The organism is Janthinobacterium sp. GW823-FHT03B06, assembly GCF_058796955.1.
Genome location: NZ_JBXAJE010000004.1, coordinates 12469 through 37138, shown reverse-complemented (window position 1 = coordinate 37138; position 24670 = coordinate 12469). Strand labels below are relative to the sequence as shown.

20 protein-coding genes are annotated in these 24670 nt (G+C 62.9%); 12 read left to right on the top strand and 8 right to left on the bottom strand.

Annotation, left to right across the window (positions count from 1 at the left end):
• Positions 1 to 42: 42 nt before the first annotated feature.
• Positions 43 to 246 carry a transcription antiterminator/RNA stability regulator CspE gene (cspE, locus tag AC1RBA_RS14805; RefSeq protein ID WP_010395943.1) on the bottom strand — a complete coding sequence of 68 codons (204 nt, stop codon included), beginning with the start codon at positions 244 to 246 and terminating at the stop codon, positions 43 to 45.
• A 321-nt stretch (positions 247 to 567) separates the two neighbouring features.
• Between cspE and clpS the strand changes: the two genes are divergently transcribed.
• The 3 genes from clpS (at position 568) to AC1RBA_RS14790 (ending at position 6698) form a co-directional block, all read left to right on the top strand.
• Positions 568 to 870 (top strand): ATP-dependent Clp protease adapter ClpS, encoded by a 303-nt coding sequence (gene clpS / locus AC1RBA_RS14800; protein WP_070221390.1) that lies wholly within the window; start codon positions 568 to 570, stop codon positions 868 to 870.
• Positions 867 to 3167 carry an ATP-dependent Clp protease ATP-binding subunit ClpA gene (gene clpA / locus AC1RBA_RS14795; RefSeq protein ID WP_034751575.1) on the top strand — a complete coding sequence of 767 codons (2301 nt, stop codon included), beginning with the start codon at positions 867 to 869 and terminating at the stop codon, positions 3165 to 3167. Before clpS ends, clpA begins: the two co-directional genes overlap by 4 nt.
• Positions 3168 to 3338: 171 nt before the next feature.
• Positions 3339 to 6698, top strand: a complete 3360-nt coding sequence (locus tag AC1RBA_RS14790; RefSeq protein ID WP_492418829.1) for a S41 family peptidase — start codon at positions 3339 to 3341, stop codon at positions 6696 to 6698.
• Between the two features lie 201 nt (positions 6699 to 6899).
• Here the strand turns inward: AC1RBA_RS14790 and prpR are convergent, their stop codons facing one another.
• A complete protein-coding gene (gene prpR / locus AC1RBA_RS14785; RefSeq protein WP_492418827.1) occupies positions 6900 to 8513 on the bottom strand; it encodes a propionate catabolism operon regulatory protein PrpR in 1614 nt (537 codons plus the stop codon).
• A 209-nt stretch (positions 8514 to 8722) separates the two neighbouring features.
• On the opposite strand from prpR, the gene AC1RBA_RS14780 reads away from it, so the two are divergent.
• Positions 8723 to 12385 carry a sensor domain-containing protein gene (locus AC1RBA_RS14780; RefSeq protein ID WP_492418826.1) on the top strand — a complete coding sequence of 1221 codons (3663 nt, stop codon included), beginning with the start codon at positions 8723 to 8725 and terminating at the stop codon, positions 12383 to 12385.
• On the opposite strand, the gene xth is transcribed toward AC1RBA_RS14780, so the two are convergent.
• Positions 12382 to 13146 (bottom strand): exodeoxyribonuclease III, encoded by a 765-nt coding sequence (gene xth / locus AC1RBA_RS14775; protein WP_070219481.1) that lies wholly within the window; start codon positions 13144 to 13146, stop codon positions 12382 to 12384. The two genes, AC1RBA_RS14780 and xth, sit on opposite strands and share 4 nt — an antisense overlap.
• A gap of 570 nt (positions 13147 to 13716) precedes the next feature.
• Here xth and AC1RBA_RS14770 point away from each other — a divergent pair.
• From AC1RBA_RS14770 to AC1RBA_RS14755, 4 genes are read left to right on the top strand one after another with little or no spacing between them, the layout of a single operon-like run.
• Positions 13717 to 14088: a phiTE_015 family protein gene (locus tag AC1RBA_RS14770; RefSeq protein WP_070219480.1), complete on the top strand. Its 372-nt coding sequence runs from the start codon at positions 13717 to 13719 to the stop codon at positions 14086 to 14088.
• 10 nt (positions 14089 to 14098) lie between these two features.
• Entirely contained in the window at positions 14099 to 14287 is a 189-nt protein-coding gene (locus tag AC1RBA_RS14765) for a DUF1653 domain-containing protein (RefSeq protein WP_034782199.1), read from the top strand.
• Between the two features lie 33 nt (positions 14288 to 14320).
• A complete protein-coding gene (locus tag AC1RBA_RS14760) occupies positions 14321 to 14791 on the top strand; it encodes a CreA family protein (RefSeq protein WP_070219479.1) in 471 nt (156 codons plus the stop codon).
• A gap of 11 nt (positions 14792 to 14802) precedes the next feature.
• Positions 14803 to 15339, top strand: a complete 537-nt coding sequence (locus AC1RBA_RS14755; RefSeq protein WP_070290518.1) for a hypothetical protein — start codon at positions 14803 to 14805, stop codon at positions 15337 to 15339.
• 184 nt (positions 15340 to 15523) lie between these two features.
• Here the strand turns inward: AC1RBA_RS14755 and AC1RBA_RS14750 are convergent, their stop codons facing one another.
• A complete protein-coding gene (locus AC1RBA_RS14750) occupies positions 15524 to 17017 on the bottom strand; it encodes a leucyl aminopeptidase (protein WP_492418823.1) in 1494 nt (497 codons plus the stop codon).
• A gap of 67 nt (positions 17018 to 17084) precedes the next feature.
• Here AC1RBA_RS14750 and lptF point away from each other — a divergent pair, with 67 nt between their 5' ends.
• Genes lptF through AC1RBA_RS14730 form a run of 4 tightly spaced genes read left to right on the top strand, consistent with a single transcriptional unit; the run spans position 17085 to position 20768 of the window.
• The gene (lptF, locus tag AC1RBA_RS14745; RefSeq protein WP_070219476.1) at positions 17085 to 18230 is read left to right on the top strand and encodes an LPS export ABC transporter permease LptF; all 1146 of its coding nucleotides are present in this window, start codon (positions 17085 to 17087) and stop codon (positions 18228 to 18230) included.
• Positions 18227 to 19396 carry an LPS export ABC transporter permease LptG gene (lptG, locus tag AC1RBA_RS14740; RefSeq protein ID WP_070219475.1) on the top strand — a complete coding sequence of 390 codons (1170 nt, stop codon included), beginning with the start codon at positions 18227 to 18229 and terminating at the stop codon, positions 19394 to 19396. Before lptF ends, lptG begins: the two co-directional genes overlap by 4 nt.
• Positions 19396 to 19803 carry a sirohydrochlorin chelatase gene (locus tag AC1RBA_RS14735; protein WP_070219474.1) on the top strand — a complete coding sequence of 136 codons (408 nt, stop codon included), beginning with the start codon at positions 19396 to 19398 and terminating at the stop codon, positions 19801 to 19803. The genes lptG and AC1RBA_RS14735 overlap by 1 nt, the downstream gene beginning before the upstream one ends.
• Positions 19800 to 20768, top strand: a complete 969-nt coding sequence (locus tag AC1RBA_RS14730; RefSeq protein WP_492418820.1) for a stealth family protein — start codon at positions 19800 to 19802, stop codon at positions 20766 to 20768. The genes AC1RBA_RS14735 and AC1RBA_RS14730 overlap by 4 nt, the downstream gene beginning before the upstream one ends.
• Here AC1RBA_RS14730 and AC1RBA_RS14725 read toward each other — a convergent pair.
• From AC1RBA_RS14725 to cysD, 4 genes are all read right to left on the bottom strand, one after another.
• A complete protein-coding gene (locus AC1RBA_RS14725) occupies positions 20765 to 21415 on the bottom strand; it encodes a hypothetical protein (RefSeq protein ID WP_139143061.1) in 651 nt (216 codons plus the stop codon). The genes AC1RBA_RS14730 and AC1RBA_RS14725 overlap by 4 nt on opposite strands.
• Before the next feature lie 231 nt (positions 21416 to 21646).
• On the bottom strand, positions 21647 to 22411 hold the full coding sequence (gene cobA, locus AC1RBA_RS14720; RefSeq protein WP_070290522.1) for a uroporphyrinogen-III C-methyltransferase: 765 nt from the start codon (positions 22409 to 22411) through the stop codon (positions 21647 to 21649).
• Positions 22412 to 22438: 27 nt separating this feature from the next.
• Positions 22439 to 23755, bottom strand: a complete 1317-nt coding sequence (locus AC1RBA_RS14715) for a sulfate adenylyltransferase subunit 1 (RefSeq protein WP_121668790.1) — start codon at positions 23753 to 23755, stop codon at positions 22439 to 22441.
• Positions 23755 to 24666: a sulfate adenylyltransferase subunit CysD gene (gene cysD, locus AC1RBA_RS14710; RefSeq protein WP_230504054.1), complete on the bottom strand. Its 912-nt coding sequence runs from the start codon at positions 24664 to 24666 to the stop codon at positions 23755 to 23757. Before cysD ends, AC1RBA_RS14715 begins: the two co-directional genes overlap by 1 nt.
• Positions 24667 to 24670 lie beyond the last annotated feature (4 nt).

The following is a 24670-nucleotide window of genomic DNA, read 5'->3' as shown; positions in this document are numbered from 1 at the left end:
CGTTTGACAACGGGGCTTTTCACATCTGAGGGCCGGCGATGCTTAGGCTGCTTGGATGTTGGAAGCTTGCTTGCCTTTAGGGCCTTGCGTGACTTCGAATTGAACTTTTTGACCTTCTTTGAGGGTCTTGAAACCGTTCATGTTGATTGCGGAGAAATGAGCAAACAAATCTTCGCCGCCATCATCTGGAGTGATGAAGCCAAAACCTTTGGAATCATTGAACCACTTAACTGTACCTGTTGCCATAAAAAGAACTTTCAAAATTAAAACAAATCACACGAGCCATAAAAGCAAGAAGCTTCTTGCCCCCTCCTCGACGTCTCACTTCTTATCAAGCTGTACATTACTGCAACAGTCGATACAGCATTGTTGGCGGAATAAATAATGAAGTCAAGCGCTTTTCCATCGATATTGACAAATTCTTCACGACGACCAAAAAAGCAACTCTTGATTTTGACAGCAAGGTCGCCATCTGCGCACTATTAAGAAAACGCGTAAGATTGAAAACAATTGGAAAGGCGTAGATATTGCGCATGACAACCACTGTGAAAGCATTAGAATAAGCGTATGGCAACCAAGCACGACTCAGAAACCCTGCTGGAGCGGCAAGTGCTGAAGCCGCCGCCGCTCTATCAGGTAGCCTTGCTCAATGACGACTACACCCCGATGGAATTTGTGGTGGCCATCATTCAGGAGTATTTCAACAAGGACCGTGAAACGGCGACGCAAATCATGCTCAGTGTTCATCGCTACGGCAAAGGAGTGTGCGGCGTGTTCTCTAAAGATATAGCGTGTACCAAAGTGGAGTTCGTTTTAACGCATGCGCGCAAGGCGGGGCACCCCCTGCAGTGCGTGATGGAGGAAGTATGATTGCGCAGGAATTAGAAGTAAGTTTGCACATGGCGTTTGTCGAAGCTCGGCAGGCACGGCACGAATTCATCACGGTTGAGCATTTACTGCTGGCACTGCTGGACAATCCCTCCGCTGCCGAGGTATTGCGTGCCTGCGCGGTCAATATAGAAGACCTGCGCAAGACCCTCACCAATTTCATCGGCGATAACACGCCGACCGTGCCTGGCACGGGCGAAGTCGACACCCAGCCGACGCTTGGTTTCCAGCGCGTGATTCAGCGCGCCATCATGCACGTCCAGTCCGCCTCGAACGGCAAGAAGGAAGTCACGGGCGCCAATGTGCTGGTGGCCATCTTCGGCGAAAAGGATTCGCATGCGGTCTACTACCTGCACCAGCAGGGCGTGACACGCCTGGACGTGGTCAATTTCATCTCGCACGGCGTGCGCAAGGACCAGTCGACGGAAAGCGCGAAAGCCTCCGAAGGCGTGGAAGAAGCGCCCGTCGATGGCCAGCCGAAGGAAAGCCCGCTCGACCAGTTCACGCAAAACCTGAACAAGGCCGCTGCCGAAGGCAAGATCGACCCGCTGATCGGGCGCGAGGAAGAAGTCGACCGCGTGATCCAGATCCTGTGCCGCCGCCGCAAGAACAATCCGCTGCTGGTCGGCGAGGCGGGCGTGGGCAAGACGGCCATCGCCGAAGGCCTGGCCTACCGCATCACGCAAAGCGACGTGCCGGAAATCCTGCAGAATGCCGTCGTGTATTCGCTGGACATGGGCGCCTTGCTGGCCGGAACCAAATACCGCGGCGACTTCGAACAGCGCCTGAAAGCCGTGCTGAAACAGTTGAAGGACAATCCGAACGGCATCCTGTTCATCGACGAGATCCACACCATCATCGGTGCGGGCTCGGCGTCGGGCGGTACCCTCGATGCGTCCAACCTGCTGAAACCGGCACTGGCCAACGGTCAATTGAAGTGCATCGGCGCGACCACGTACACGGAATTCCGCGGCGTGTTCGAGAAAGACCATGCGCTCTCCCGCCGCTTCCAGAAAGTGGACGTCAACGAGCCGACCGTCGAGCAAACCGTGCAAATCTTGCGCGGCCTCAAGTCGCGCTTCGAAGAGCACCACGGCGTCAAATACTCGGCCTCGGCCCTGTCGACGGCGGCCGAACTGGCGGCGCGCTTCATCAACGACCGCCATTTGCCCGACAAGGCGATCGACGTCATCGATGAAGCGGGCGCGGCGCAGCGCATCCTGCCGAAGTCGAAGCAAAAGAAAACCATCGGCAAGGCCGAGATCGAGGACATCATCGCCAAGATCGCCCGTATTCCGCCGCAAACGGTCAACCAGGACGACCGCAGCAAGCTGCAGACGATCGACCGCGACTTGCGCAATGTCGTGTTCGGGCAAGATCCGGCCATCGACGCGCTGGCTTCGGCCATCAAGATGGCCCGTGCCGGCCTGGGCAAGACGGACAAGCCGATCGGCTCCTTCCTGTTCTCCGGTCCGACCGGCGTCGGCAAGACCGAGGTGGCCAAGCAATTGGCGTTTATCCTCGGAATCGAGCTGATCCGTTTCGACATGTCGGAATACATGGAACGCCATGCCGTCAGCCGTCTGATCGGCGCGCCGCCGGGCTACGTCGGTTTCGACCAGGGCGGCCTGCTGACGGAAGCGATCACCAAGAAACCGCATGCGGTCTTGCTGCTCGATGAAATTGAAAAAGCCCATCCGGACATTTTCAATATCCTGCTGCAAGTGATGGACCACGGTACCTTGACGGACAACAATGGCCGCAAGGCCGATTTCCGCAACGTGATCATCATCATGACGACCAATGCGGGCGCGGAAAGCTTGCAAAAGACGTCGATCGGCTTCACCAATTCGAAGCAGGCCGGCGACGAGATGGCCGACATCAAGCGCATGTTTACGCCGGAGTTCCGCAACCGCATCGACGCGACCATCAGCTTCCGCGCGCTGGACCAGGAAATCATCCTGCGCGTGGTCGACAAGTTCCTGATGCAACTGGAAGAACAGTTGCACGAGAAAAAGGTCGAAGCCGTGTTTACCGAGAAGCTGCGTGCTTTCCTCGGCAAGAAAGGTTTCGATCCGCTGATGGGTGCGCGGCCGATGGCGCGTTTGATCCAGGACATGATCCGCAAGGCGCTGGCCGACGAACTGCTGTTCGGCCGCCTGGTCACTGGCGGACGGGTCACCGTCGACCTCGACGACAAGGACCAGGTCTTGCTGGAATTCCCGGAACCGCCAGACGCGGCGCCGACGGCAGCACCGGAAACGGTGGAAGTGGAATAAACTTCCTGCCGTCAACAAAAAACCCGCCCACGCAAGTGGCGCGGGTTTTTTTACGTTTTTATGGACAATAAAGAAGGTTTTAAGAAGGTTTTCTTTGGTCGTAGTTATGCCAGAATTGCTGTCCGGTATCGACATGATGTCCATGCCACCTGACCGCTATCTGGATGCCACATGAAAATTTCCCGCAATCTCTCCTTGCTCCTGTTGTCCGCCGGCTTGCTGGGCAACGCCGCCGCTGCCGCGCCCGCCGGCAGTTATTTCCGCTTTCCCGCCGTGCGCGGCGATACCGTCGTCTTCACGGCCGAAGGCGATTTGTGGAAAAGCAATCTGCGCGGTGGCGCGGCCCAGCGTCTGACCACGCATCCCGGCTATGAAACGAACGCGGCGATTTCTCGCGACGGCCAGTGGCTGGCGTTTTCCGCCGCCTATGAGGGGGCGCAGGAAGCGTATGTGATGCCGCTGGCCGGTGGCTTGCCGCGCCGTATTTCCTTTGACAATGGCGGCGTGCTGGTGCTGGGCTGGACGGCGCAGGGCGAAGTGCTGGTCAGCACGCAAAATACGGACGGTCCCGCCTCGCGCCGCATCGTCGCCGCCATCGATCCCGTGAAACAGACGCGGCGCGTGTTTCCCGTGGCCGACGCCAACGACGCCGTGCTCGACGACGCGGGCAAGACCCTGTTCTTCACGCGTTTCGGCCTGGCCATGACGAACGACAATGTGCGCAACTACCGGGGCGGCGCGCATGCCACCCTGTGGCGCTATGCGCTCGACGGCAAAGGCGAGGCCGTGCGCATGCACGCGGAGCCCGCTGTGTTGGCAGGCAACAACAAGCGCCCCATGTGGTGGCAGGGCCGCGTGTATTACATCAGCGACGAGGGCGGCAGCGACAACCTGTGGAGCATGCTGCCCGACGGCTCCGACCGCCGCGCGTTGACCAGCCACACGCAGTGGGACGTGCGCAACGCGCAGCTGGGCGACGGCAAGATTGTGTATCAATTGGGCGCAGACCTGCGGGTGCTGGACCTGGTCGCAGGGACGGATTCATCGCCATTGCCGATCAGCCTTGTCTCCGATTTCGACCAGCAGCGCGCGCGCCAGATCCGTTCGCCGCTCGACACCCTCTCGAACGTGCAGCTATCGGGCAAGGATGAGCGCATCATCCTGACGGCGCGCGGCAAGGTCAGCATCGCCGGCACGGGCAGCCTGCGCCGGGTCGACATCGCCATTCCCGACGGGGCAAGGGCGCGCGACGCCGTCTTTTCCAGCGACGAGAAATCCGTGTTCGCCATCGTCGACACGAGCGGAGAGAATGAAATCTGGAAATACGCCGCCGATGGCTCGGGCAAGGGCGAGCAACTGACGACGCAGGGCGACAACCACCGCTGGAAATTGTATCCGTCGCCGGACGGACGCTGGCTGGCGCACACGGACAAGAAGGGCCGTTTCTGGCTGCTGGACCTGGCCACCAGGGGCAACCAGCTGATCGACGACGCGGGCAAGGCGGGCGTGGACAAGCACGACGAAGTGCAATGGTCGCCCGACAGCCGCAACCTGGCCATCGTGCGCGTGGCCAGCAACGAGCAGCGCGAGCAGATCGGCTTGTACAACCTGGCGTCGAAGCAGCTGCAGTTCGTCACCAGCGACCGCTATACCTCCGGCTCACCCGTGTTTTCGCCGGACGGGCGCTGGCTGTATTTCATGTCGGCGCGCAATTTTCAGCTGGCCAATGGCTCGCCCTGGGGCGACCGCAACATGGGCCCCGTGTTCGACAAGCGCATCGGCGTGTATGCGCTGGCGCTGCAGCCGGGCAACCGTTTTCCGTTCCAGCCCGACGATGAGCTGAGCCGCCCGGGAGTGAAGCCGGCCGAGACGGATGATGAAAAGGCGGCCGAATCGGCGGCGGAAAAAGCATTGGAAAAGGCCGGCGGCAAGTCGGCCGTGAAGAAAACGCCGGCCGCCCTGCCGGACGTCGTCTTCAAGGGGCTGGCCGGGCGCCTGTATGAAGTGCCGCTGGCGGCCGGCAATTACAGTGCGCTGGCCATCGATGACAAGCGCCTGTATTTCCTCGAGCGCGACAGCGGCGAGAACAAGTTCAGCCTGAAAACCCTGGCCATAGGCAATGCGGGTTCCAAGCCGGAACTGCTGGTGGCCAATGTGCGCGAATTCGACCTGGCACAGGATAAAAAGCATTTGTATTACAGGACGGCAACCAGCGCGGCAGCCACCGGCCCGGGCGAGATGCTGGTGATCGAGGCGGGCGCCAAGCTGCCGTCCGACCTGTCGAAGGCGAAAGTAAAAGTCGACGACTGGACGTTTGTGTCGAACCCGCGCCTGGAATGGAAGCAGATGTTCAACGATGCCTGGCGCTTGCACCGCGATTTCCTGTACGACGCGAAGATGCGCGGCGTGGACTGGAAGGCGGCGCGCGACAAGTATGCGCCGCTGGTCGAGCGGGTCACGGACCGGGCCGAGCTCAATGACGTGCTGGGCATGATGGTGGCCGAAGTGGGCGCCCTGCATTCGCAGATACGTCCCGGTGAATTGCGCCGCACGGAGCAGGAAGGCGCGCCGGCGGGCCTGGGCGCCGTGCTGGCGCGCACCAGCGAGGGCTACCGGGTCGAGCATGTCTACCGCAGCGAGGCGGAACTGCCCTCGGCGCGCGCTCCGCTGTCGCGCCCCGAAGTGGATGTGAAGGAGGGCGACGTGATCACGGCCGTCAACGGCAAGGACGTCCTGGGCGCGCGCGACATCAGCGACCTGCTGCTGAACCAGGCCGACAAGCAGGTGCTGCTGCAGGTCAAACGCGGTCATGGCAAGGGCGCGCCGCGCGCCGTCATCGTCACGCCCGTCAACATGGCGAAACAGACGGCGCTGCGCTATGGCGACTGGGAATTGAGCCGCGCCGAGCAGGTGGCCGCCGCCTCGCAGGGGCGCATCGGCTACCTGCACCTGCGCGCCATGGGCGCCAACGACATCGCCTCGTTCGCGCGCGATTTTTACGCCAACATCAACCGCGAAGGCCTGATCATCGATGTGCGGCGCAATAACGGCGGCAATATCGACAGCTGGATCATCGAAAAACTGCTGCGCAAGGCCTGGGCCTACTGGGCGCCGCCGGGCGTGCAGCCGTCGTCGAACATGCAGAACACCTTCCGCGGCCATCTGGTCGTGCTGGTCGATGAACTCACGTATTCCGATGGCGAGACCTTCGCCGCAGGCATCAAGGCATTGAAACTGGCGCCGCTGGTGGGCAAGCGCACGGCCGGCGCCGGCGTCTGGCTGAGCGACAATACGCGCCTGGCCGATAACGGCATGGCGCGCGTGGCGGAAAACGGCCAGTTCGGCATCGACGGCCAGTGGCTGATCGAAGGCGTGGGCGTGGTGCCGGACGTCGAGGTGGAAAATCCGCCGCACGCCACCTTCAATGGCGCCGACCGCCAGCTGGATGTGGCGCTCGACATGCTGGCGAAAAAGCTCAGGGAGCAGCCGCGCCCCGCGTTCCAGGCGCAGCCGATCCCCGCGCTGAAGTAATTCCGTTACAGGCTGCAGGCGGTCTTGACGCGTGGCACCAGATAGCCGTACTGCTCGTGATGGCGCAGGTCGGCGGTGGACGGCACGTCCTGGTGCGAGCCAATCCGCTGGTGCCGCCCGCGCCGCCGTGTCCCGTGCCGCGCTGCCATAGATCGTGCGGGTGAGGCCTGCCGTCCACGGTTTTTTTGTATGGCCGAAAAATCAGCCGGCGCGCAGGCGGCGCCACAGCGTGGTGCGGCTGATGCCGAGGTATTGGGCGGCGGCGTCGCGGCGCCCGCCGAAGCGCGCCAGTACGGCGCTGGCGCTTTCGTCTTCCAGGCGCGGCGGCGCGGTGGCGGCAGGCGCCGGCGTGCCTGCGGCGTTGGCCAGTTCCGGCGCCACGCCCAGCACGAAGGCGGGCGTCAGCGCCTGCAGCGGTTCGGCTGCCAGGAACAGGGCCAGGCGCTCGGCCAGGTTGCGCAGTTCGCGCACGTTGCCGGGCCAGCCGTAGCGGCGCAGCAGCGGCGCGCAAGCCTGGATTTCCGCGTGCAGGTTGGGGTGCGGGCGGGCGCCCAGCGCGGCCAGCGCGTTTTTCAGCGACCATTCGGCCAGGCCGGGAATGTCGCTGGCGCGTTCGCGCAAGGCGGGCAAATGCAGGCGCAGCACGGCCAGGCGGTAGAACAGGTCGGCGCGGAAGCGTCCTTCGCGGATGCGCTGCTCCAGGTCGCAGTGCGTGGCGCTGATGATGCGCACATTGATGGCGATGGGCCGCGTGCCGCCCACGCGCACCACTTCGCGCTCTTCCAGCACGCGCAGCAAGCGCGTTTGCAGGGCCAGCGGCATTTCGCCGATTTCGTCGAGGAACAGGGTGCCGTGGTTGGCCGCCTCGAACAGCCCCGCATGGCCGCCCCGGCGCGCGCCCGTAAACGCCCCGTCCTCGTGGCCGAACAGTTCCGATTCCAGCAAGGACTCGGCGATGGCGCCGCAATTGATGGCAATAAAGGGCCGGTTCGCGCCCAGGCTGCGCGGGCTTTCGCGGTGGATGGCCTGCGCCACCAGTTCCTTGCCGCTGCCCGTCTCGCCCTGGATCAGCACCGTCGCCGGCGACCGCGCATACAGCACCACCGACTGGCGCAGCGCTTCCATCGCCTCCGATTCGCCGCGCAAATCGTGCAGGCCGTGGCGCGCGCGCAGAGTGTCGGCCACCACCGTGCGCCGCCCCCGGTTCGATTCGATCTGGGTCAGGCGTGCCAGTTCCAGCGCGTCGTCGAAGGCGCGCCGGATGGCCGTGGCCGAATACACGAAGACGGCGGCCAGGCCCGCTTCCTCGGCCAGGTCGGTGACGAGGCCCGCGCCGACGACGGCTTTGACGCCCTCGGCCTTCAGTTCATTGATCTGCGCGCGCGCGTCTTCCTCGGTGGCGTAGGTGCGCTGCGCGATCTGGAAGCCGAAGGTGGCGGCAAATTCGCCCAGTTCCGGCATCGGGTCCTGGTAGGTGACGACGCCGATGTGCGGCGAGATGCGCCGCGCGCGCGCCAGCGCCTGCATCACGTCGTAGCCGCTGGCCTTGGCGATGATGACGGGTACCGACAGCCGGCCTTTCAGGTAGGCGCCGTTGGAGCCGGCCGCGATGACGGCGTCGCAGCGCTCCGTGGCCATGCGTTCGCGGATGTGGCGCACGGCGTCGTCGAAGCCCAGGTTGATCGGCTCGATCGTCGCCAGGTCGTCGTATTCGAGCGTGATGTCGCGGAACAGGTCGAACAGCCGCGAGACGGAGACGGTCCAGATGACGGGTTTGTCGCGGTGGTCGAGCGGAGGTTGGGGAGGGCGGCGCATGCTTTATTCTAAACGATTTGTTTCATATTTTTGCTGTGCAACGGCGTTGCAACATGCGTGTTGCACGTGGTCTGTGGCGTTTCAGATATTGCCAGTAAGGAATATGAAAAAACCCCGGGAAACTGGTTTATGATCTAACAGCACTATGATGCCTGATGAATATATTGCCCAGGTGCATTTCGACCGCCAACAACCGAACCATGGTGTCCATGAACCGCGTACCGACCAGTCCCGATTTCATCGCCGATGCCTTGCAGCTGATCGCCTTGCCTGCTTGCGCCTGCGATGCCTGCGGCATGGTGGTGGCCGCGAATGGCGCCTTGCAGTCCTTGCTGGGCAGGGATATATCGGGCCGGCTGCTGGCCGACTGTTTTACGGACGCCTACCGCGCGTCGAGCACCAGCATGCTGCGCGGCGCGCTCGGCGCGGCCGGGCGCGAGCGGCAGTGGGACAGCAGCCTGCAAGGGAAGGCGGGCGCCATCGCCGTGCAGGTATGGTCGAGGCCGCTGCTGGTGGACGATGGCTTGCCGGGCGCGACCCTCGTGTTTGCCGACATCCGCGTGCAGCAGCGCGACCAGCAAGCCTTGCGCAAGACCCTGCTGGAACAGCAGGCCATCCTGGAAAGCGCGGCCGTCGGCATCATCTTTTCCAAGGGCGGCTTCATCGAGGAATGCAATATCCGCGCCGCCGAGATGCTCGGCTATGCGCGCCACCAGCTGACGGGCATGCCGGGCGCGGTGCTCTACCGCTCCGCTGAGCATTGCCGCGCGCTGGGGCTGGAAGCGGCGCCGCTGCTGTCGAAGGGCAAGCCATACCGCACGGAGCTGGAATTGCGGCGCCAGGATGGCACCCTGTTCTGGAGCCGCCTGCACGGGCGCGCCGTCGATCCCTTGAATACGCATGACGGCACGGTGTGGATCATCGAGGATATCAGCGACCACCGGCGCGATGAAGACCAGCTGCGCCGCGCGATGCTGGAAATGCAGGCCGTGATGGACAACGCGCCGCTGGCCATCGGCTTCCAGCGCGACAAGGGCGTGCTGCGCTACAACCGGCGCTTCGCGGAATGCTTCGGCTTCGATGGCGACAGCGGCGTGGGCCTGGCCGTCGCCGACCTGTATCCGTCGCGCGCGGCCTACGAGAACGTCGTGCGGCAGGCTGCGCCCCTGCTGCGGCGCGGCCTGCCGTTTCAGGGCGAGATGGAGATGCGCCGCCGCGACGGTTCGACCTTCTGGGCGCTGGCCTACGGCTATGTGCTGAACCCGGAAAACCAGCCCGACCGCGCGCTGCGCGACACGATCTGGCTGTTCGATGACCGCAGCGCGCAAAAGGCGGCCGAGGAGGCGACGCGCCAGCTGATGCTCGAGCAGCAGGCCATCCTCGATAATGCCTCCGTCGGCATCCTGTTTTCGCGTTCACGCCTGATCCTGCGCTGCAATCCCCGCTTCGCCGAAATGTTCGGCTATGCGCAGGAGGAGATGACGGGCATGCCCGCCGCCGAACTGTTTCCCTCGCCGGCCGCCTACGAGGCATTCGGCGTGCAAGCGACGCCGCTGCTGGGACAGGGCTTGCCGTACGAGCAGGACGAATCGCTGTTCCGCCGCCGCGATGGCAGCCTGTTCTGGTGCCGCATCCGCGCCAAGGCCGTTGACCAGGCGCACAGCGAGCAGGGCGCCATCTGGATCCTCGAAGACATCACGGCCAGCCGCCAGGCGCAGATGGAGGTGGCGGCCATCATGACGAATGCCTCGGTCAGCATCCTGTACACCAAAAACCGCCAGATCACGCGCTATAACCTGGGCTTTGCCGCGATGTTCGGCTACAGCGGCGACGAGGCGCTGGGCCTGCCGGGGCGCGCGCTGTACGTGTCGCAGCAATCGTACGATTTATTGGGCGCGGCCGCGTTTCCCTTCCTGTCCGTCGGCAAGCCCTTCCAGACGGAAGTGGAGATGATGCGCCGCGACGGCAGCACTCTGTGGGCGCAGCTGATCGCCTATGTCGTCAACCCGGACGACCCGGCCGCCGGCACCATCTGGATCATCGAGGACCGCACGGAAGCCAAGCGCGCCGAAGAATCCCTGCGCAACGCGCTGCTGGAAAACCAGGCCATCCTCGACAGCGCCGTGCTGGGCATCTCGGTGATAGAGGGCGGCTACAATTTGCGCGCCAACAGCAAGATGGAAGAGCTGTTCGGCTATGGGCCCGGCGAGATCAACGGCCTGTCCGTGCGGGCCCTGTATCCGGACGTGGCCGCGTGGAAGGTGGCGCGCGGCGAGACGGCGCGCGATTTCGATGCGGGCAGGGTGCACATGTCGGAATACCAGCTGGTGCGCAAGGATGGCAGCCGTTTCTGGGCGCGCCTGTCCGGCCGGCCGTTCGACCTGGCGCATGCGCATGGCCGTTCCGTGTGGCTGGTCGACGACGTGACGGCGCGCCGCGAGGCGGCCGAGGCGGTGCGCCGCGCGCGCGACGAACTGGAATTGCGCGTGCAGGAACGCACGGCCGAACTGGCCGGCGCCAACCTGCTGCTGCAGGGCGAAATCGTCGAGCGGCGCCAGGCTGAGGCGCGGGTGCACCACATGGCTTACCACGACAACCTGACGGGCTTGCCGAACCGCGCGCTGCTGTCGGACCGGCTGGAACGGGCCATGCTGGCCTCGCAGCGCTCGGAGCGCAAGCTGGCCGTGATGTTCATCGACCTCGATCGTTTCAAGACCATCAACGATTCGCTGGGCCACATGACGGGCGATCTGCTGCTCAAGGAAGTGGCCGCGCGGCTGTGCGGCGCCGTGCGCGCCAGCGACACGGTGGCGCGCCTGGGCGGCGATGAATTCGTCGTGCTGGTGCCGGGCATCCGTGGCGGCGAGGAAGCGGCGCGCGTGGCGGAGAAGATCATCGAGGCGCTCACGCCCGCCTTTCCGCTCGACGGCCACGTGCTGCACGTGACGCCGTCGATCGGCATCTGCCTGTATCCGGACGATGGCGGCGATGTCGACGCCCTGATGCGCCATGCCGATGCGGCCATGTACCACGCCAAGGGCAACGGCCGCAACAACTACCAGTTCTTTACGCAGACGATGAACCAGGCGGCGGCCCTGCACTTCGATTTGGAAAGCAGCTTGCGCACGGCGCTGGCGCTGCAGCAGTTTGAACTGTTTTACCAGCCGGTCATCGATATCGCCACGCGCCGGCTGCACGGCATGGAAGTGCTGCTGCGCTGGCGCCGCCCCGGCCACGGCCTGGTGCTGCCGGACCGCTTCATCCCCATCATGGAAGAAAACGGCTTGATCGTGCCGGTGGGCGAGTGGGTGATGCGCCAGGCGTGCGAGCAAAGCATGGCCTGGCAGCGCCAGGGCTTGCAGCCGGTGCCGCTGGCGGTGAATTTGTCGCCGCGCCAGTTCATGCACAAGGGCCTGGTGGCGGCGATTGGCGCCGTGGTGCGGGAAACGGGGATCGATCCGTCGCTGCTGGAATTCGAGATCACCGAGACGGCGCTGATGCAGCACGGCGAGCATACCCTGGAGATTCTGCGGCAGATCAATGGCATGGGCCTGCGTCTGTCGATCGACGATTTCGGCACCGGCTATTCCAGCCTGGCTTACCTGAAGCGCTTTCCCGTGAAGAAGGTCAAGATCGACCGCGCCTTCATCAAGGACCTCGAGCACAGCGCGGAAGACCGCGCCATCGTGTCGGCCATCATCGCGCTGGCCGACAGCCTGCAATTGTCGGCCGTGGCCGAGGGCGTGGAAACGGAGGAGCAGTTCGCGCTGCTGCAGGCGAACGGTTGCCGCTATGCGCAGGGCTATCTGTTTTCCGCGCCCGTGCCGGCGGTCAATGCGCAGGCCTTGCTGGAGCGGATAGCCCTTAGTTAATCGATCGTTGCCACCACCGGCGCATGGTCGGACGGTTGTTCCCACTTGCGCGGCACGCGGTCGATCACGCAGGCCGTGCAGCGGGCTGCGAGAGCGGGCGAGAGCAGGATGTGGTCGATGCGCAGGCCCTTGTTCAGGCGGAAGCCCAGCTGGCGGTAATCCCACCAGCTGAACGATTTTTCCGCCTGTTCAAACAGGCGGAAAGCGTCCGTCAAGCCGATGTCGAACAGGCGCTGCAGGGCGGCGCGTTCCTTGTCCGAGACCAGCACCTGGCCTGCCCAGGCGACGGGATCGTGCACGTCGCGGTCGTCGGGCGCGATATTGTAGTCGCCGACGACGGCCAGCTGCGGGTGCTGCTGCGCTTCTTCGGCCAGCCAGTCGTGCAGGGCGGACAGCCAGCCCAGCTTGTATTCATATTTGTCCGAGTCGACGCTCTGGCCGTTCGGCACGTAGGCGCAGACGACCCGCACGCCGCCGATGGTGGCGGCCAGGATGCGCTGCTGCGCATCGTCATAGCGCGGGTTGTTCTTTACCACGTCGGTGATCGGCAGCTTCGACAGGATGGCCACGCCGTTGTAGGTCTTCTGGCCGCTGAAGACCACCTGGTAGCCGGCCGCCTCGATCTCGGCGACGGGGAACTTGTCATCCGTGAGCTTGGTTTCTTGCAGGCACAGTATGTCGACCGGGTTGTCGGTCAGCCACTGCAGCACTTGCGGCAGGCGCACTTTGAGCGAGTTGACGTTCCAGGTGGCGAGTTTCATGGGAAAAATCCTTGCTTGAGTAGGTGACGATAGGCGCGAATCTTACCGCATGCGTGTCGATGGCGTCCTGCCCCGCCTGCCGGGCATGGGCTTGATTGACGGGCGGGGAAAAAGCCGTGTTAACAAAGTATTTGCATTTAACCAATCGTGGCGCATGAATATTATGTTTTTGTGTATCATTGATCAACCCCTATGTTTGATTTGGCATAAGTGGCTGGCATGGCAGGCTGCGTCTTGCCGTTGGGCGCGACAAAGGTGTAAAGTTTCTCGCTAAAACGCGATAAAAACTACTAAAATGGCACAATGTAACAACTGTGTCACACGGCTTTGTTACAGCCAAGTTAAGAACCGAACAGGAAGCAGTTGTAATTAGTTGTAATTGCTATTCCGATTACATGACCACTGTGCCGGGGACGGAACGTTAATTCCGTCCCTGGCGCCGCCAGACTTGTTATATAAATTGCAGTACTGTATCTATGAGACTGTTTTGCGACATCAATAGATGGTACTATTTTGAAATGTTGCAGTTTTAATAGTGAGACTTGCGCGTAGCATTTGCAAAGGAAGAAAATGCGAACTGCATTTGAAGCGTGGGCGCAGCGTGACGGCCACATTGTGCGGCGAAGAGAAGACAAACCGGATGAGTACCTGATTTTCGAGACCCAGCGCCGCTGGGTTATCTGGCAGGCGGCTCTGACGCATGGCAAGACGGCGACCAAGCCGCGCGTGAGCGCGGCCGAAAAGGCGGCGAAAGCCCAGCGCGCGCTGGAAATGTCCTCCGATGAAGCGACCGTACGCAACAAGGTGCTTAATGAGGTGCTCGACGCCTTCAGCGGCGCCGATGGCGCGGCCGGCATGGAAGGCATACTGAAAGTGATCCAGGGCCTGAAGCAGAAGCAGAAGGCGCTGGCCGACGACAAGAGCGAAGATTCAACGGCTTGAGGGGACGGCGATGCGTTATCGGCACTATAAGGGCGGCATTTACGAACTCGTGTGCGAAGCCACGCTGGAAGCGGATCTGACGCCGATGATCGTCTATCGCGCCGCCGACGGTTCCATCTGGACCCGTCCGAAAGACGTTTTTTTTCAACTGATCGAAGTCGAAGGCGTCATGGTCCAGCGTTTCGCTCCCATCAACTGATGGCCGCCTGCGTGCGTGCCCGGGATACTTTTCATGCGTAAATTGCTGCCTGCCGCTTTGGTGCTGGGCTTTGCCTGCGCCGCGGCGCATGCCGAAACCATCGGTTCGGTCGATACGGTGTTCAAACTGATCGGCCCTGACCATAAAATTGTCGTTGAAGCGTATGATGATCCGCGCGTCGCCGGCGTCAGCTGCTATCTGTCGCGCGCCAAGACGGGCGGCATCAAGGGCGCCGTCGGCCTGGCCGAAGACAAGGCCGATGCGGCCGTGGCTTGCCGCCAGGTGGGGCCGCTGCAATTCAAGGGCAAGCTGCCGCGCCAGGAAGAAGTGTTCACCGAGCGCGCCTCGATCTTCTTCAAGCACGTGCGCGTCGTGCGCATGGTCGACAGCAAGCGCAATGCGCTGGTCTACCTCGTGTATTCCGACCGCCTGATCGAGGGCAGCCCGAAAAACAGCGTCACCGCCGTCGCCGTGCCTGGCGACCAGCCGATCCCCGTCCGTTAAGCGAGCTTCCCATGCGCGTGCCATCGTCTGCCGCCCTTGCCGCCTTTGCCGCCAGGACGCTGCTGCTGTTTGGCCTGGGCGGCTGCGCCACCCTGACGGGCAACACGGACCAGATGGTACTGGTGCAAACCATCCAGGACAACCGCGAACTGACGGGCGCCGGCTGCATCCTCAGCAACGACGTGGGCAAGTGGTTCGTCACCACGCCGGGACGCATCACCATCCGCAAGAGCCAGGAACCGTTGAAAGTCGATTGCCGCAAGCACGGTTCGCCCGCCATCGCGACGGACGACCACATCGATCCCAAGCTCAATGGCAGCGTATGGGGCAATGTCATCCTGACCCTGGGCGTCGGCTATTTCGTCGACCGCAACACGGGCGCCGGCTTCGACTACCCATCGATCCTGACCATCGTCATGCAAGACCCGGCCCGCCTGGCGCCGCCGCCAGCACCCGTCGCCGTGAAGCCTCCGCCGGCTGCCGTGCCGGAAACGGTGGTGCAGCCCAAGGTGGCACCGTCGCCGTTGCCCAATCCCGTCGTCTACTGATTAATACGCCACGCATGAAAAAACCGCCAGGGTCAGTGACCGTGGCGGCTGTCTTCTTGCGTAACGACGCCTGACAAAACCGTAGCGAGCGGGAGCTAGTGGTGGCCGAGAAGCGCAGCTGTACTTTATGTACAGCGAGCATCGCCGGCCGCCAATAGCCCCGCGCAGTAGGTTTGGTCTGGCGTTATACCCGGTTGATCAGGAACGTGGTGAGCATTGGTACTGGACGGCCGGTCGCGCCCTTCGATCCGCCCGATTTCCATGCCGTGCCGGCGATGTCCAGATGCGCCCAGGTGTACTTCTTGGTGAAGTTTTCCAGGAAGGCAGCTGCCGTTACCGAGCCGCCGCCTGGCGTGCCGATGTTGGCCAGGTCGGCGAAGTTCGACTTCAGCTGTTCGTTGTACGCCTCTTCGATCGGCATGCGCCATGCCGTGTCGCTCGATTGCTTGCCCGCTGCCAGCAGTTCATTGGCCAGCTGGTCATGCGCCGCATCGCTGCGCGTAAACAGGCCGCTGTTGTGGTGGCCCAGGGCGACGACGCAAGCGCCCGTCAGGGTGGCGATATCGACCACGGCTGCCGGCTTGAAGCGTTCGGCGTAGGTCAGCGCGTCGCACAGCACCAGACGGCCTTCGGCGTCCGTGTTCAGCACTTCGATGGTCAGGCCGTTCATGGAGGTGACGATGTCGCCCGGCTTGGTGGCGCGGCCCGACGGCATGTTTTCGCATGCGGCGATGACGCCGATGACGTTCAGCTTCAGGTTCATTTCGCCGATGGCGCGGAAGGTGCCCAGCACCGAGGCGGCGCCGCACATGTCGTACTTCATTTCATCCATGCCGGGACCGGCCTTGATCGAAATGCCGCCCGTGTCGAAGGTGATGCCCTTGCCGACCAGGACCACCGGCGCATCCTTGGCCTTGCCGCCCATGTGTTTCAGGACGATGAATTTCGGCGGCTGCTCGCTGCCGTTGGTGACGGACAGGAAGCTACCCATTTTCAGCGCTTCGAGCTGTTTGCGGTCCAGTACTTCGACTTCGAACTTGTAATCCTTGGCCAGCTGCTTGGCCGTGCTGGCCAGGTAGGTCGGATTGGCGATGTTCGCCGGCAGGTCGCCCAGCTTGCGCGTCAGGTCGGAACCGTTGGCAATGGCGATGGCTTGCGCCAGCGCGCCGCGCGTGCCTGCCGTTGCTGGCGCTGCCAGGACGAGTTTGCGCACGCCTGCCGGCGCCGGATCTTTTTTGCTTTTTTGCGAGTCGCAGCGGTATTCGCTGTCATGTGCTGCTTGCACCACGCAACGGATTGCCCAATTTACGTCGCGCTCTTTCACTTCAGCCAGCGGTAATGCGATAATGGCGTCCGCAGCGCCCAGCGAGCCGAAGGCCTTCAGCGCGGCTTGTACGCCGGTTGCGAAGCTTTTTTCGCTGACAGTGTCATCGCTGCCCATGCCTACCAGCAGAACACGTTCGGCGGCGACGCCATCGACTGCGCGCAGCAGCAAGGTGCTGCCAGGCTTGCCGCTGATGTCGCCGGACTTCAGCGCAGCCGAAATCGCACCCTTGCTGTCCAGCGATTTTGCCGCTGGCGACAGTTTTTTGTTTTCGAATACCGCAACCGCGATGCATCCGCTTTTGGCCGTGCCGAGGGTGCTCTTGGTATCGAATGCTTTTATGCTAAAGTCCATTTGGTTCTCCGTTTTCATTTACTAGTAACGTGTTACTCAACTAACTGACCCGAATTATAAACTCCGAATGATCTTTCAACGCGCCCTTCGACGTGAATTGGCTAGTGCCGCCGGGGCCACCTTCACTGTTTTGTTCAGCATCCTGCTCACCTGGATGCTGATCGGTATTCTCGGCAAGGCGGCGGGCGGCAAGATCGCGTCGGCCGACGTCATGTCCCTGATGGTCTTTTCCGCCCTGATGCAGCTGCCCACCATCATCATCCTCACCGGATTCATTTCGGTGCTGATGGTCGTCACGCGCAGCTACAAGGAGTCGGAGATGGTGGTGTGGTTCGCCTCGGGCCTGAGCCTGTCGCGCTGGATCTGGCCCGTGCTCAGCTTCGGCCTGCCGCTGGTGCTGGCCACCGGCGTCCTGAGTTTGTACGCCACGCCGTGGGCGCAAAAGAAAAGCGATGAATATGTGGCGCGCTTTGAAAAGCGCGAAGACCTGCAGAAAGTCACGCCGGGCCAGTTCCGCGAATCGGCCGGCAGCAACCGCATCTTTTTCGTCGAGGGCGCCAGCGGCGAAAAGAACGTGGTGCAGAACGTCTTCGTCAATACCGTCGATGAAAAAGGCAGCGCCGTCGTCGTCGTCGCGAAGGAAGGCGTGATCAATACCGACGCCAAGGGCGAACGCTTCCTGGTGCTCAAGAGCGGCCGCCGCTACCAGGGCGTGCCGACACAGGCGGACTTCCAGACCATGGAATTCGAGCAGTACATCATGCGCATCGAGAGCAAGCAGCAGGAACTGGGCGCGGAACTGGGCGTGCGCGCCATGAGCACCATGGCCCTGGTCGCCGATCCGAATCCCTACACCATGGCCGAGTTGCTGTGGCGGGTCAGTGCGCCGTTGATCGGCCTGATGCTGATCCTGCTGGCCATTCCGCTGGGCTTTGTCAATCCGCGTGCCGGCAGTTCGGCCAATCTGATCATCGCCCTGCTGATTTTCTTCACCTACAGCAATCTGATCAAGGTCGTCGAAGCGAGCGTGAAACAGGGGCGCCTGACCTTCGGTCTGGCCTGGTGGCCGCTGCACCTGCTGGCGGCGCTGGCCGTGGTGGCGCTGTTTGCGTGGCGCCTGAATGTGAACCACCGCTATCATCCGCTGGTCCTGCTGGCGGCGTTCAAGCGCGCGCGCCGCGCCGGCAAACCAAGTAAGGCGGTATCGAAATGAAGATTTTACAGCGCTATTTTGCGGTCTCGATATTCCAGGCGGTGCTGTTCGTGCTGCTGGCCTTTCTGGCTTTGCAAGCCTTCATCGACCTGACGGGCGAGTTGCCCAAGGTGGGCCGCAACGGCTACACCATCCAGTATGCCTTCCTGTATGTGCTGGTGCTGGTGCCGGGGCACGTGTACGAGGTGATGCCGATCGCGGCGCTGATCGGCACCATCTACACGATGGCGCAGTTTGCCGCCAGTTCCGAATTTACCATCATGCGCGCATCGAGCATGTCGACGGCGATGGCCGCCGGTTTCCTGTTCCGCATCGGTATCGTCTTCGTCGTCATCACCTTCATCTTCGGCGAGGTGATCACGCCGCGCACGGAGCCGCTGGCCGAACGCCTCAAGCTGACCTCGCGCGGCGCGGCCGTGTCGAGCGAGTTTCGCTCGGGCCTGTGGACCAAGGACATGGTCAAGAGCGACGGCCTGACGGGTACCGTCACCGGCTCGCGCTTTTTCAATGTGGGCGAAGCGCGTGCGGACGGCCAGCTGAAAAACGTCAAGCTGTATGAATTCGACACCGATATGCGTTTGCGCACCCTGACCGTGGCCAAAGGCGCGACGTATCAGGGCAATAATATCTGGCGTCTGACCGATGTGACGGAAACCTCGTTCTCGAACAGCGCGGCCACCTCGCCTGGCTTCGAGCCAAAGCTGGCGAACTACTATGGGCAGGAAACGAGCCTGGTGCGCACGGTGCAGAGCGCCAGCAAGGACATGACGTCGGAGGTGACGCCGAAGATCCTGACGGTGTCGGCGTCCGACCCCGAGCGCATGTCGGCCAGCGAACTGGCCGTGTACACGCGCCACCTGGCCGAGAACAAGCAGGAAACCGAGCGTTTCCGCATCGCTTTCTGGAAAAAACTGATCGATCCGCTGGCCATCTTCGTGCTGATGGCGCTGGCGCTGCCGTTCGCCTACATGCATACGCGCAGCGGCGGCATCAGCCTGAAGATCTTCATCGGCATCATGATCGGCGTGAGCTTCATGCTGGTCAACACCCTGTTCTCGCATCTTGGCTTGCTCAGCACCTGGCCCGCCTTCCTGACGGCGGTGGCGCCGAGCGCCCTGTATCTGCTGCTGGCGCTGGGCGCCCTGTGGTGGGTGGAGCGGCACTGATGGAGACGAACGTGAAACAGGCATTGATCTTGTTTGCCCATGGCGCGCGCGCCGCATCGTGGGCCGCCCCCTTCGAGCGGCTGCGCGACCTGACCCAGGCGCGCATGCCCGGCGCCAGCGTGCACCTGGCCTTCCTGGAACTGATGACGCCACGCCTGCCCGAGCTGGTGGCGAGCCTGCTGGCCGAGCTGCCCGCCGGCGCCATCCTCGACGTCACCGTGGTACCCGTGTTCCTGGGGCAGGGCGGGCATGTGCTGCGCGACTTGCCGTTGCTGCTGGAAGAACTGCGCCAGCAGCATCCGGCACTGCGTCTGAAGGTGGTTGAGGCGGTGGGCGAGAACGCCAGCGTGCTCGCCGCCATCGCCGATTACTGCGTGGCGGCGCCAGGTTCCAGCCCTTTGCCTTGAGCGGCATCGACATCGTCTACCTGTGGGTAGACGGCGCCGATCCCGCCTGGCGCGCGCGCCGGCGGCACGCCTATGCCGTTTGGGCGCAGGCGCATCCCGGCCAGCTGGCCCTGCACGGCAACGTGGCGGGGCGCTACCGCGACAACGGCGAACTGCGCTACAACCTGCGCGCGCTCGAGCGCTTCTTTCCCGGCCATGGCCACATCTATCTGCTGACGGACCGGCAAGTGCCCCGCTGGCTGCGCGCATCAAAGCGCCTGACGGTGATCGACCATGCGAGCCTGATGCCCGATGCCTCCCTGCCGGTGTTCGACTCCGGTCATATCGAATCGTACCTGCACCATATTCCGGGATTGTCCGAACGCTTCCTGTATCTGAACGACGACGTATTTTTCGGCGCGCCGTTCGAGCCTGCATTCTGGTTTGGCGGAGAAGGGGACCGGCGTTTGAGTGTTTTCACGGAGAGCGCGCTGCACGATGATGTGCCGGGCTTGCGCGCCGACGTGGCTGCGCCCGTCAATTGCGCGACCTTGTCGCGGCAATGGCTGTCGTCGCAGTACCCCGCTTACCTGCATGAACCGCGCCTGTATGCGCATGCGCCGCGGCCCATGTTGAAAAGCGCGCTGCATGCGCTGGAAGGGCTGGCGCCGGCCATGTTTGCCGCTGTGCGCGAGACGGTGTTCCGTTCGTGGCAGGTGCCGGCATTGCTGCCCGACCTGGTGCCGCGCTGGATGGTGCATCAGGGGATTGCGCGCTCGCGCATGCTCGACCCGCTGCATATCGCCAGCGGCGATGCGCAGGCGCCGCAGCAGCTTGAGGAACTGGCGGCGCGTTTCGGCAGCTTGCCGTTTTTCTGCATCAACGATACCTGCGACGAGGCCGGGGACGACGACCCGCGCCTGCTGCGCGTGGCCGCTACCTTGCAGCGGCTGCTGCCGCTGCCGTCATCGTTTGAAGTTGCTTAAGCCGCTTTCTTCTTCGGCGCCAGGCTGATGCGGGCGGCGGCCGTGCTGTCGGACAGCGAAGCGAGGAACAGCAGCAAATAGGCGCCCAATTCGAGCACTTCCTCACCGAGCAGCGCGTAGGCGTCCGGCATGCCATGAAAGACCTTCTTGTCGAAAGGCCAGCCAGCGACCATCAGCAAGCCGCCGATGGCCGTCAGGATGGTGATGCGCATGCTGAAAATCTGCGGCGCATGGGCAAACACCTTGCGCGCGCGCGGCGCGAAGAAGATCAGCAAGCGTATCAGGATCAGCAACTCCACCAGACGCAGGGCTTTTTCCAGCTGCGCCCAGGCGGGCGCCGTGCCGAACTGATCGATATCGAGTTCGCGCAGCAGGAAGCCGAACAGCAGCGCGCACAGGCCCGCATGCATGAGGAAGCGCAGGGACTGGCGGTCAGTCTCTTGCCAGGCGCGCACGCCGTGCACGGTGCAAGCCAGGGCCAGGAACAGCGCCTGCAGCCATTCCAGCAAATGGTTTTCGTCGTCGATATTCGGGAAGACCGTCCACAGGGCGATGGAGGCGAGCATGCTGAGCAGCACGGCGCTGGCGACGCCGACATTGCTGCGGCTGAGCGAAGTCAGGGCTTCGCGCATGGAGGTGAAATTCATGTGTGGTCGTAAGGCTAAAGTTGCGCGGCGCGGTATTGCAGCCTGCGGGCGCAGCTTTTTTCGGGGAGGGTCAGCCGGGATACCGCACGGCAAGCGCTATGGCGGGGCGAAGCGTGAATTTATTGCTATCACGCAACAACTTCTCGAGAAAAGATGCGTGAGCATCGTATCATGTTTCCCCGGAAGACGTCGGTTACTGACTTTAAAGTCGGTAAAATACGCTGTGTTTATTCAAGCATGGCGCGCCAGAATGGCGGCCGTTTCTTCGATGGCCTGGTGCGTGCGCGCGGCCATGGCGTCGCCCAGCATCACCAGCACGGGGCCGTGGGTGTCGCCCAAGCCGTGCGCCAGGGCGCTCAGCGTCAGGCGCACGATGCGCTGGTCCGGGCGGCTGCAGTTTTCTATCACCACCACGGGGGTGTCGGCACGGCGGCCCTGGGCCAGCAAGCGCTGCGCCGTGGCAATGGCTTCGCGGCCACCCATGTATTGCACCAGGGTGTCGCAGTCGGGAATGCGCGTCTGGTCCGGTTCGCCCGGCGCCGTGCTGGATGTGAAAAAGGCCACGCTGCGCGACACGCCCCGCTTGGTCAGCGGCTGCTGTGTTGCGGCCGCCGCCGCCAGCGCCGTGGTAATGCCGGGCACCACTTCGACGGCGATGCCCGCTTCTTCCAGCGCCCGCAATTCCTCGTCGGCACGGCCGAATAGCATGGGATCGCCCCCTTTCAGGCGCACCACGATGGCGTGCTTGCGCGCGTTGTCGACCAGTTGCTTGTTAATAAAGGCTTGTGCCGTCGACAACTGGCCGCAGCGCTTGCCGACCAGGATTTTTTGCGCCTGCGGGCACAGCTCCAGCATCTCTTCGGTGACCAGTGCGTCGTGCAGCACGACGTCGGCCTGCGCCAGCAGGCGGGCGCCGCGCAAGGTCATCAGGTCTTGCGCGCCGGGGCCTGCGCCGATCAGGTAGACCTTGCCGGGGAGAGATGCGGAGTTGTTCATGCTAGCCTTCTTCAGTCGAGATACGGGTTACAGCCGAACCATGCCCGCGGCCACGGTCTGGTGGGTGACTTCATCGATCAGGATGAATGCCCCCGTGGCGCGGATATCGGCATACGCATCGGCCGCCAGCGCCTGCTGCACGTTCAGGCTGATGCGGGCGATGTCGTTGAGCTTCAAGCCTTCGGCAGGATGGCGCTGCTGCGTATTGATGTCGAGAATCGACTCGATCGCCGTCACCTTGGCCGCCGTCTGCTTGGTGCCGTGCTTGATCCAGTACTTGCGGCGCAGGTCCAGCGCGTCTTCCGACAGCCAGCACACGTCGGCCACTACCTGTTTCAGCAAAGTGGCGGGGCGCTCGCTGCTGGCCAGCAAGTCGCCGCGCGAAATGTCCAGATATTCATTGAGCAGCAGGGTCACGGACTGGCCCACCACGGCCGTCGGCAGCGAACCGTCGAGGGTGACGATATCCTTGACGGTTGCCGTCTGGCCCGATGGCTGCACCACCAGGGTGTCGCCGATGCTGACCTTGCCCGCCTCGATGCGGCCCATGTAGCCGCGGAAGTCGTTCGCTTCGTGGCCGTTGTGGCGCGCCACCAGCTGCACGGGGAAGCGGAATGGCGTGTCGTGCGATTCGTCGTAGACGGACAAGGACTCAAGCAGCTCGATCAGGGTCGGGCCCGTGTACCAGCCCAGCTTGTCGCCGCGCTCGACGACATTGTCGCCCGTCAAGGCGGACAATGGAATCGGCGTGATGTCCTTCAGGCCCAGCGACTGGGCAAATTCGCGGTAGGCGGCGACGATGCGGTTGTACACCGTTTCATCATAATCGACCAGGTCCATCTTGTTGACGGCCACGACCACGTGCTCGATCTGCAGCAAATGGGCAATCGTCGAATGACGTTTGGTCTGGATCAGCAGTTCCACGCTGCCGTCGTCACCGAGTTTGACTTTCGACACGTCGATCAGGATGATGACGGCGTCGGCCGTGGACGCTCCCGTGACCATGTTGCGCGTGTACTGTTCATGGCCCGGCGTGTCGGCGATGATGAACTTGCGCTTCGGCGTGGCAAAGTAGCGGTAGGCCACATCGATGGTGATGCCTTGCTCGCGTTCCGCTTCCAGGCCGTCCGTCAGCAAGGACAGGTCGACCGTGTCGCCCACCGTGCGCTTGTGCTTGGAGCGCGACATGGCGTCGAGCTGGTCGGCGAAGATGCCCTTGCTGTCGAACAGCAAACGGCCGATCAGGGTGCTCTTGCCGTCATCGACGGAACCGGCTGTAATAAAACGCAACATGCCGCGTTCAACGCTGTCGGTGAGAGTGGTGCTGGAGATTGCTGCGTTCATTAGAAATACCCTGCTTTCTTGCGTTTTTCCATCGAGGCTTCGGAAGTCTGGTCATCCATGCGGGTGGCGCCACGTTCCGTGATTTGCGTGATTGCCGTCTCGGCGATGATGGCGTCCACCGTCGCCGCGTCGGACGACACGGGGCAGGTGCACGAGATATCGCCCACCGTGCGGAAGCGCACGACTTGCGTTTCCACCGTTTCGCCGTCGCGCGGCGGTGTCAGATCCGTCAGCGGCACCAGCAGGCCGTTGCGCGGGATTACCTGGCGCTCATGCGCGAAGTAGATCGGCGGCAATTCCAGTTTCTCGCGGGCGATGTATTGCCACACGTCCAGCTCCGTCCAGTTCGAGATGGGGAAGACACGCATGTTTTCACCGGGATGCACGCGCGTGTTATACAAGTCCCACAGCTCGGGACGCTGGGCTTTCGGGTCCCAGGCGCCGAATTCGTCGCGGAAGGAAAAAATGCGTTCCTTGGCGCGGGCCTTCTCTTCATCGCGGCGCGCGCCGCCAATGCAGGCGTCAAAGCCATGTTCGGCGATGGTTTCCAGCAAGGTCACGGCTTGGGCCGCATTGCGCGAATCCGTGGCCGGGTTGCGCAGGCGCACGGTGCCGCGCTTGATCGAGTCTTCGACGGAGCCGACGATCAGGCGCTCGCCCAGCTCGGCCACTTTCTTGTCGCGGAAAGTGATGACTTCCGGGAAGTTATGGCCCGTGTCGATATGCACGAGGGGAAACGGGAACTTGCCTGGGCGGAAGGCTTTCTCCGCCAAACGCAGCAGGACGACGGAATCCTTGCCACCGGAAAACAGCAGGGCGGGATTGGCCGATTCGGCCGCCACTTCGCGCATGATGTGGATGGCTTCCGATTCAAGGCTGTCGAGGTGACGCTGGTTCAAAATATTGCTCATATAG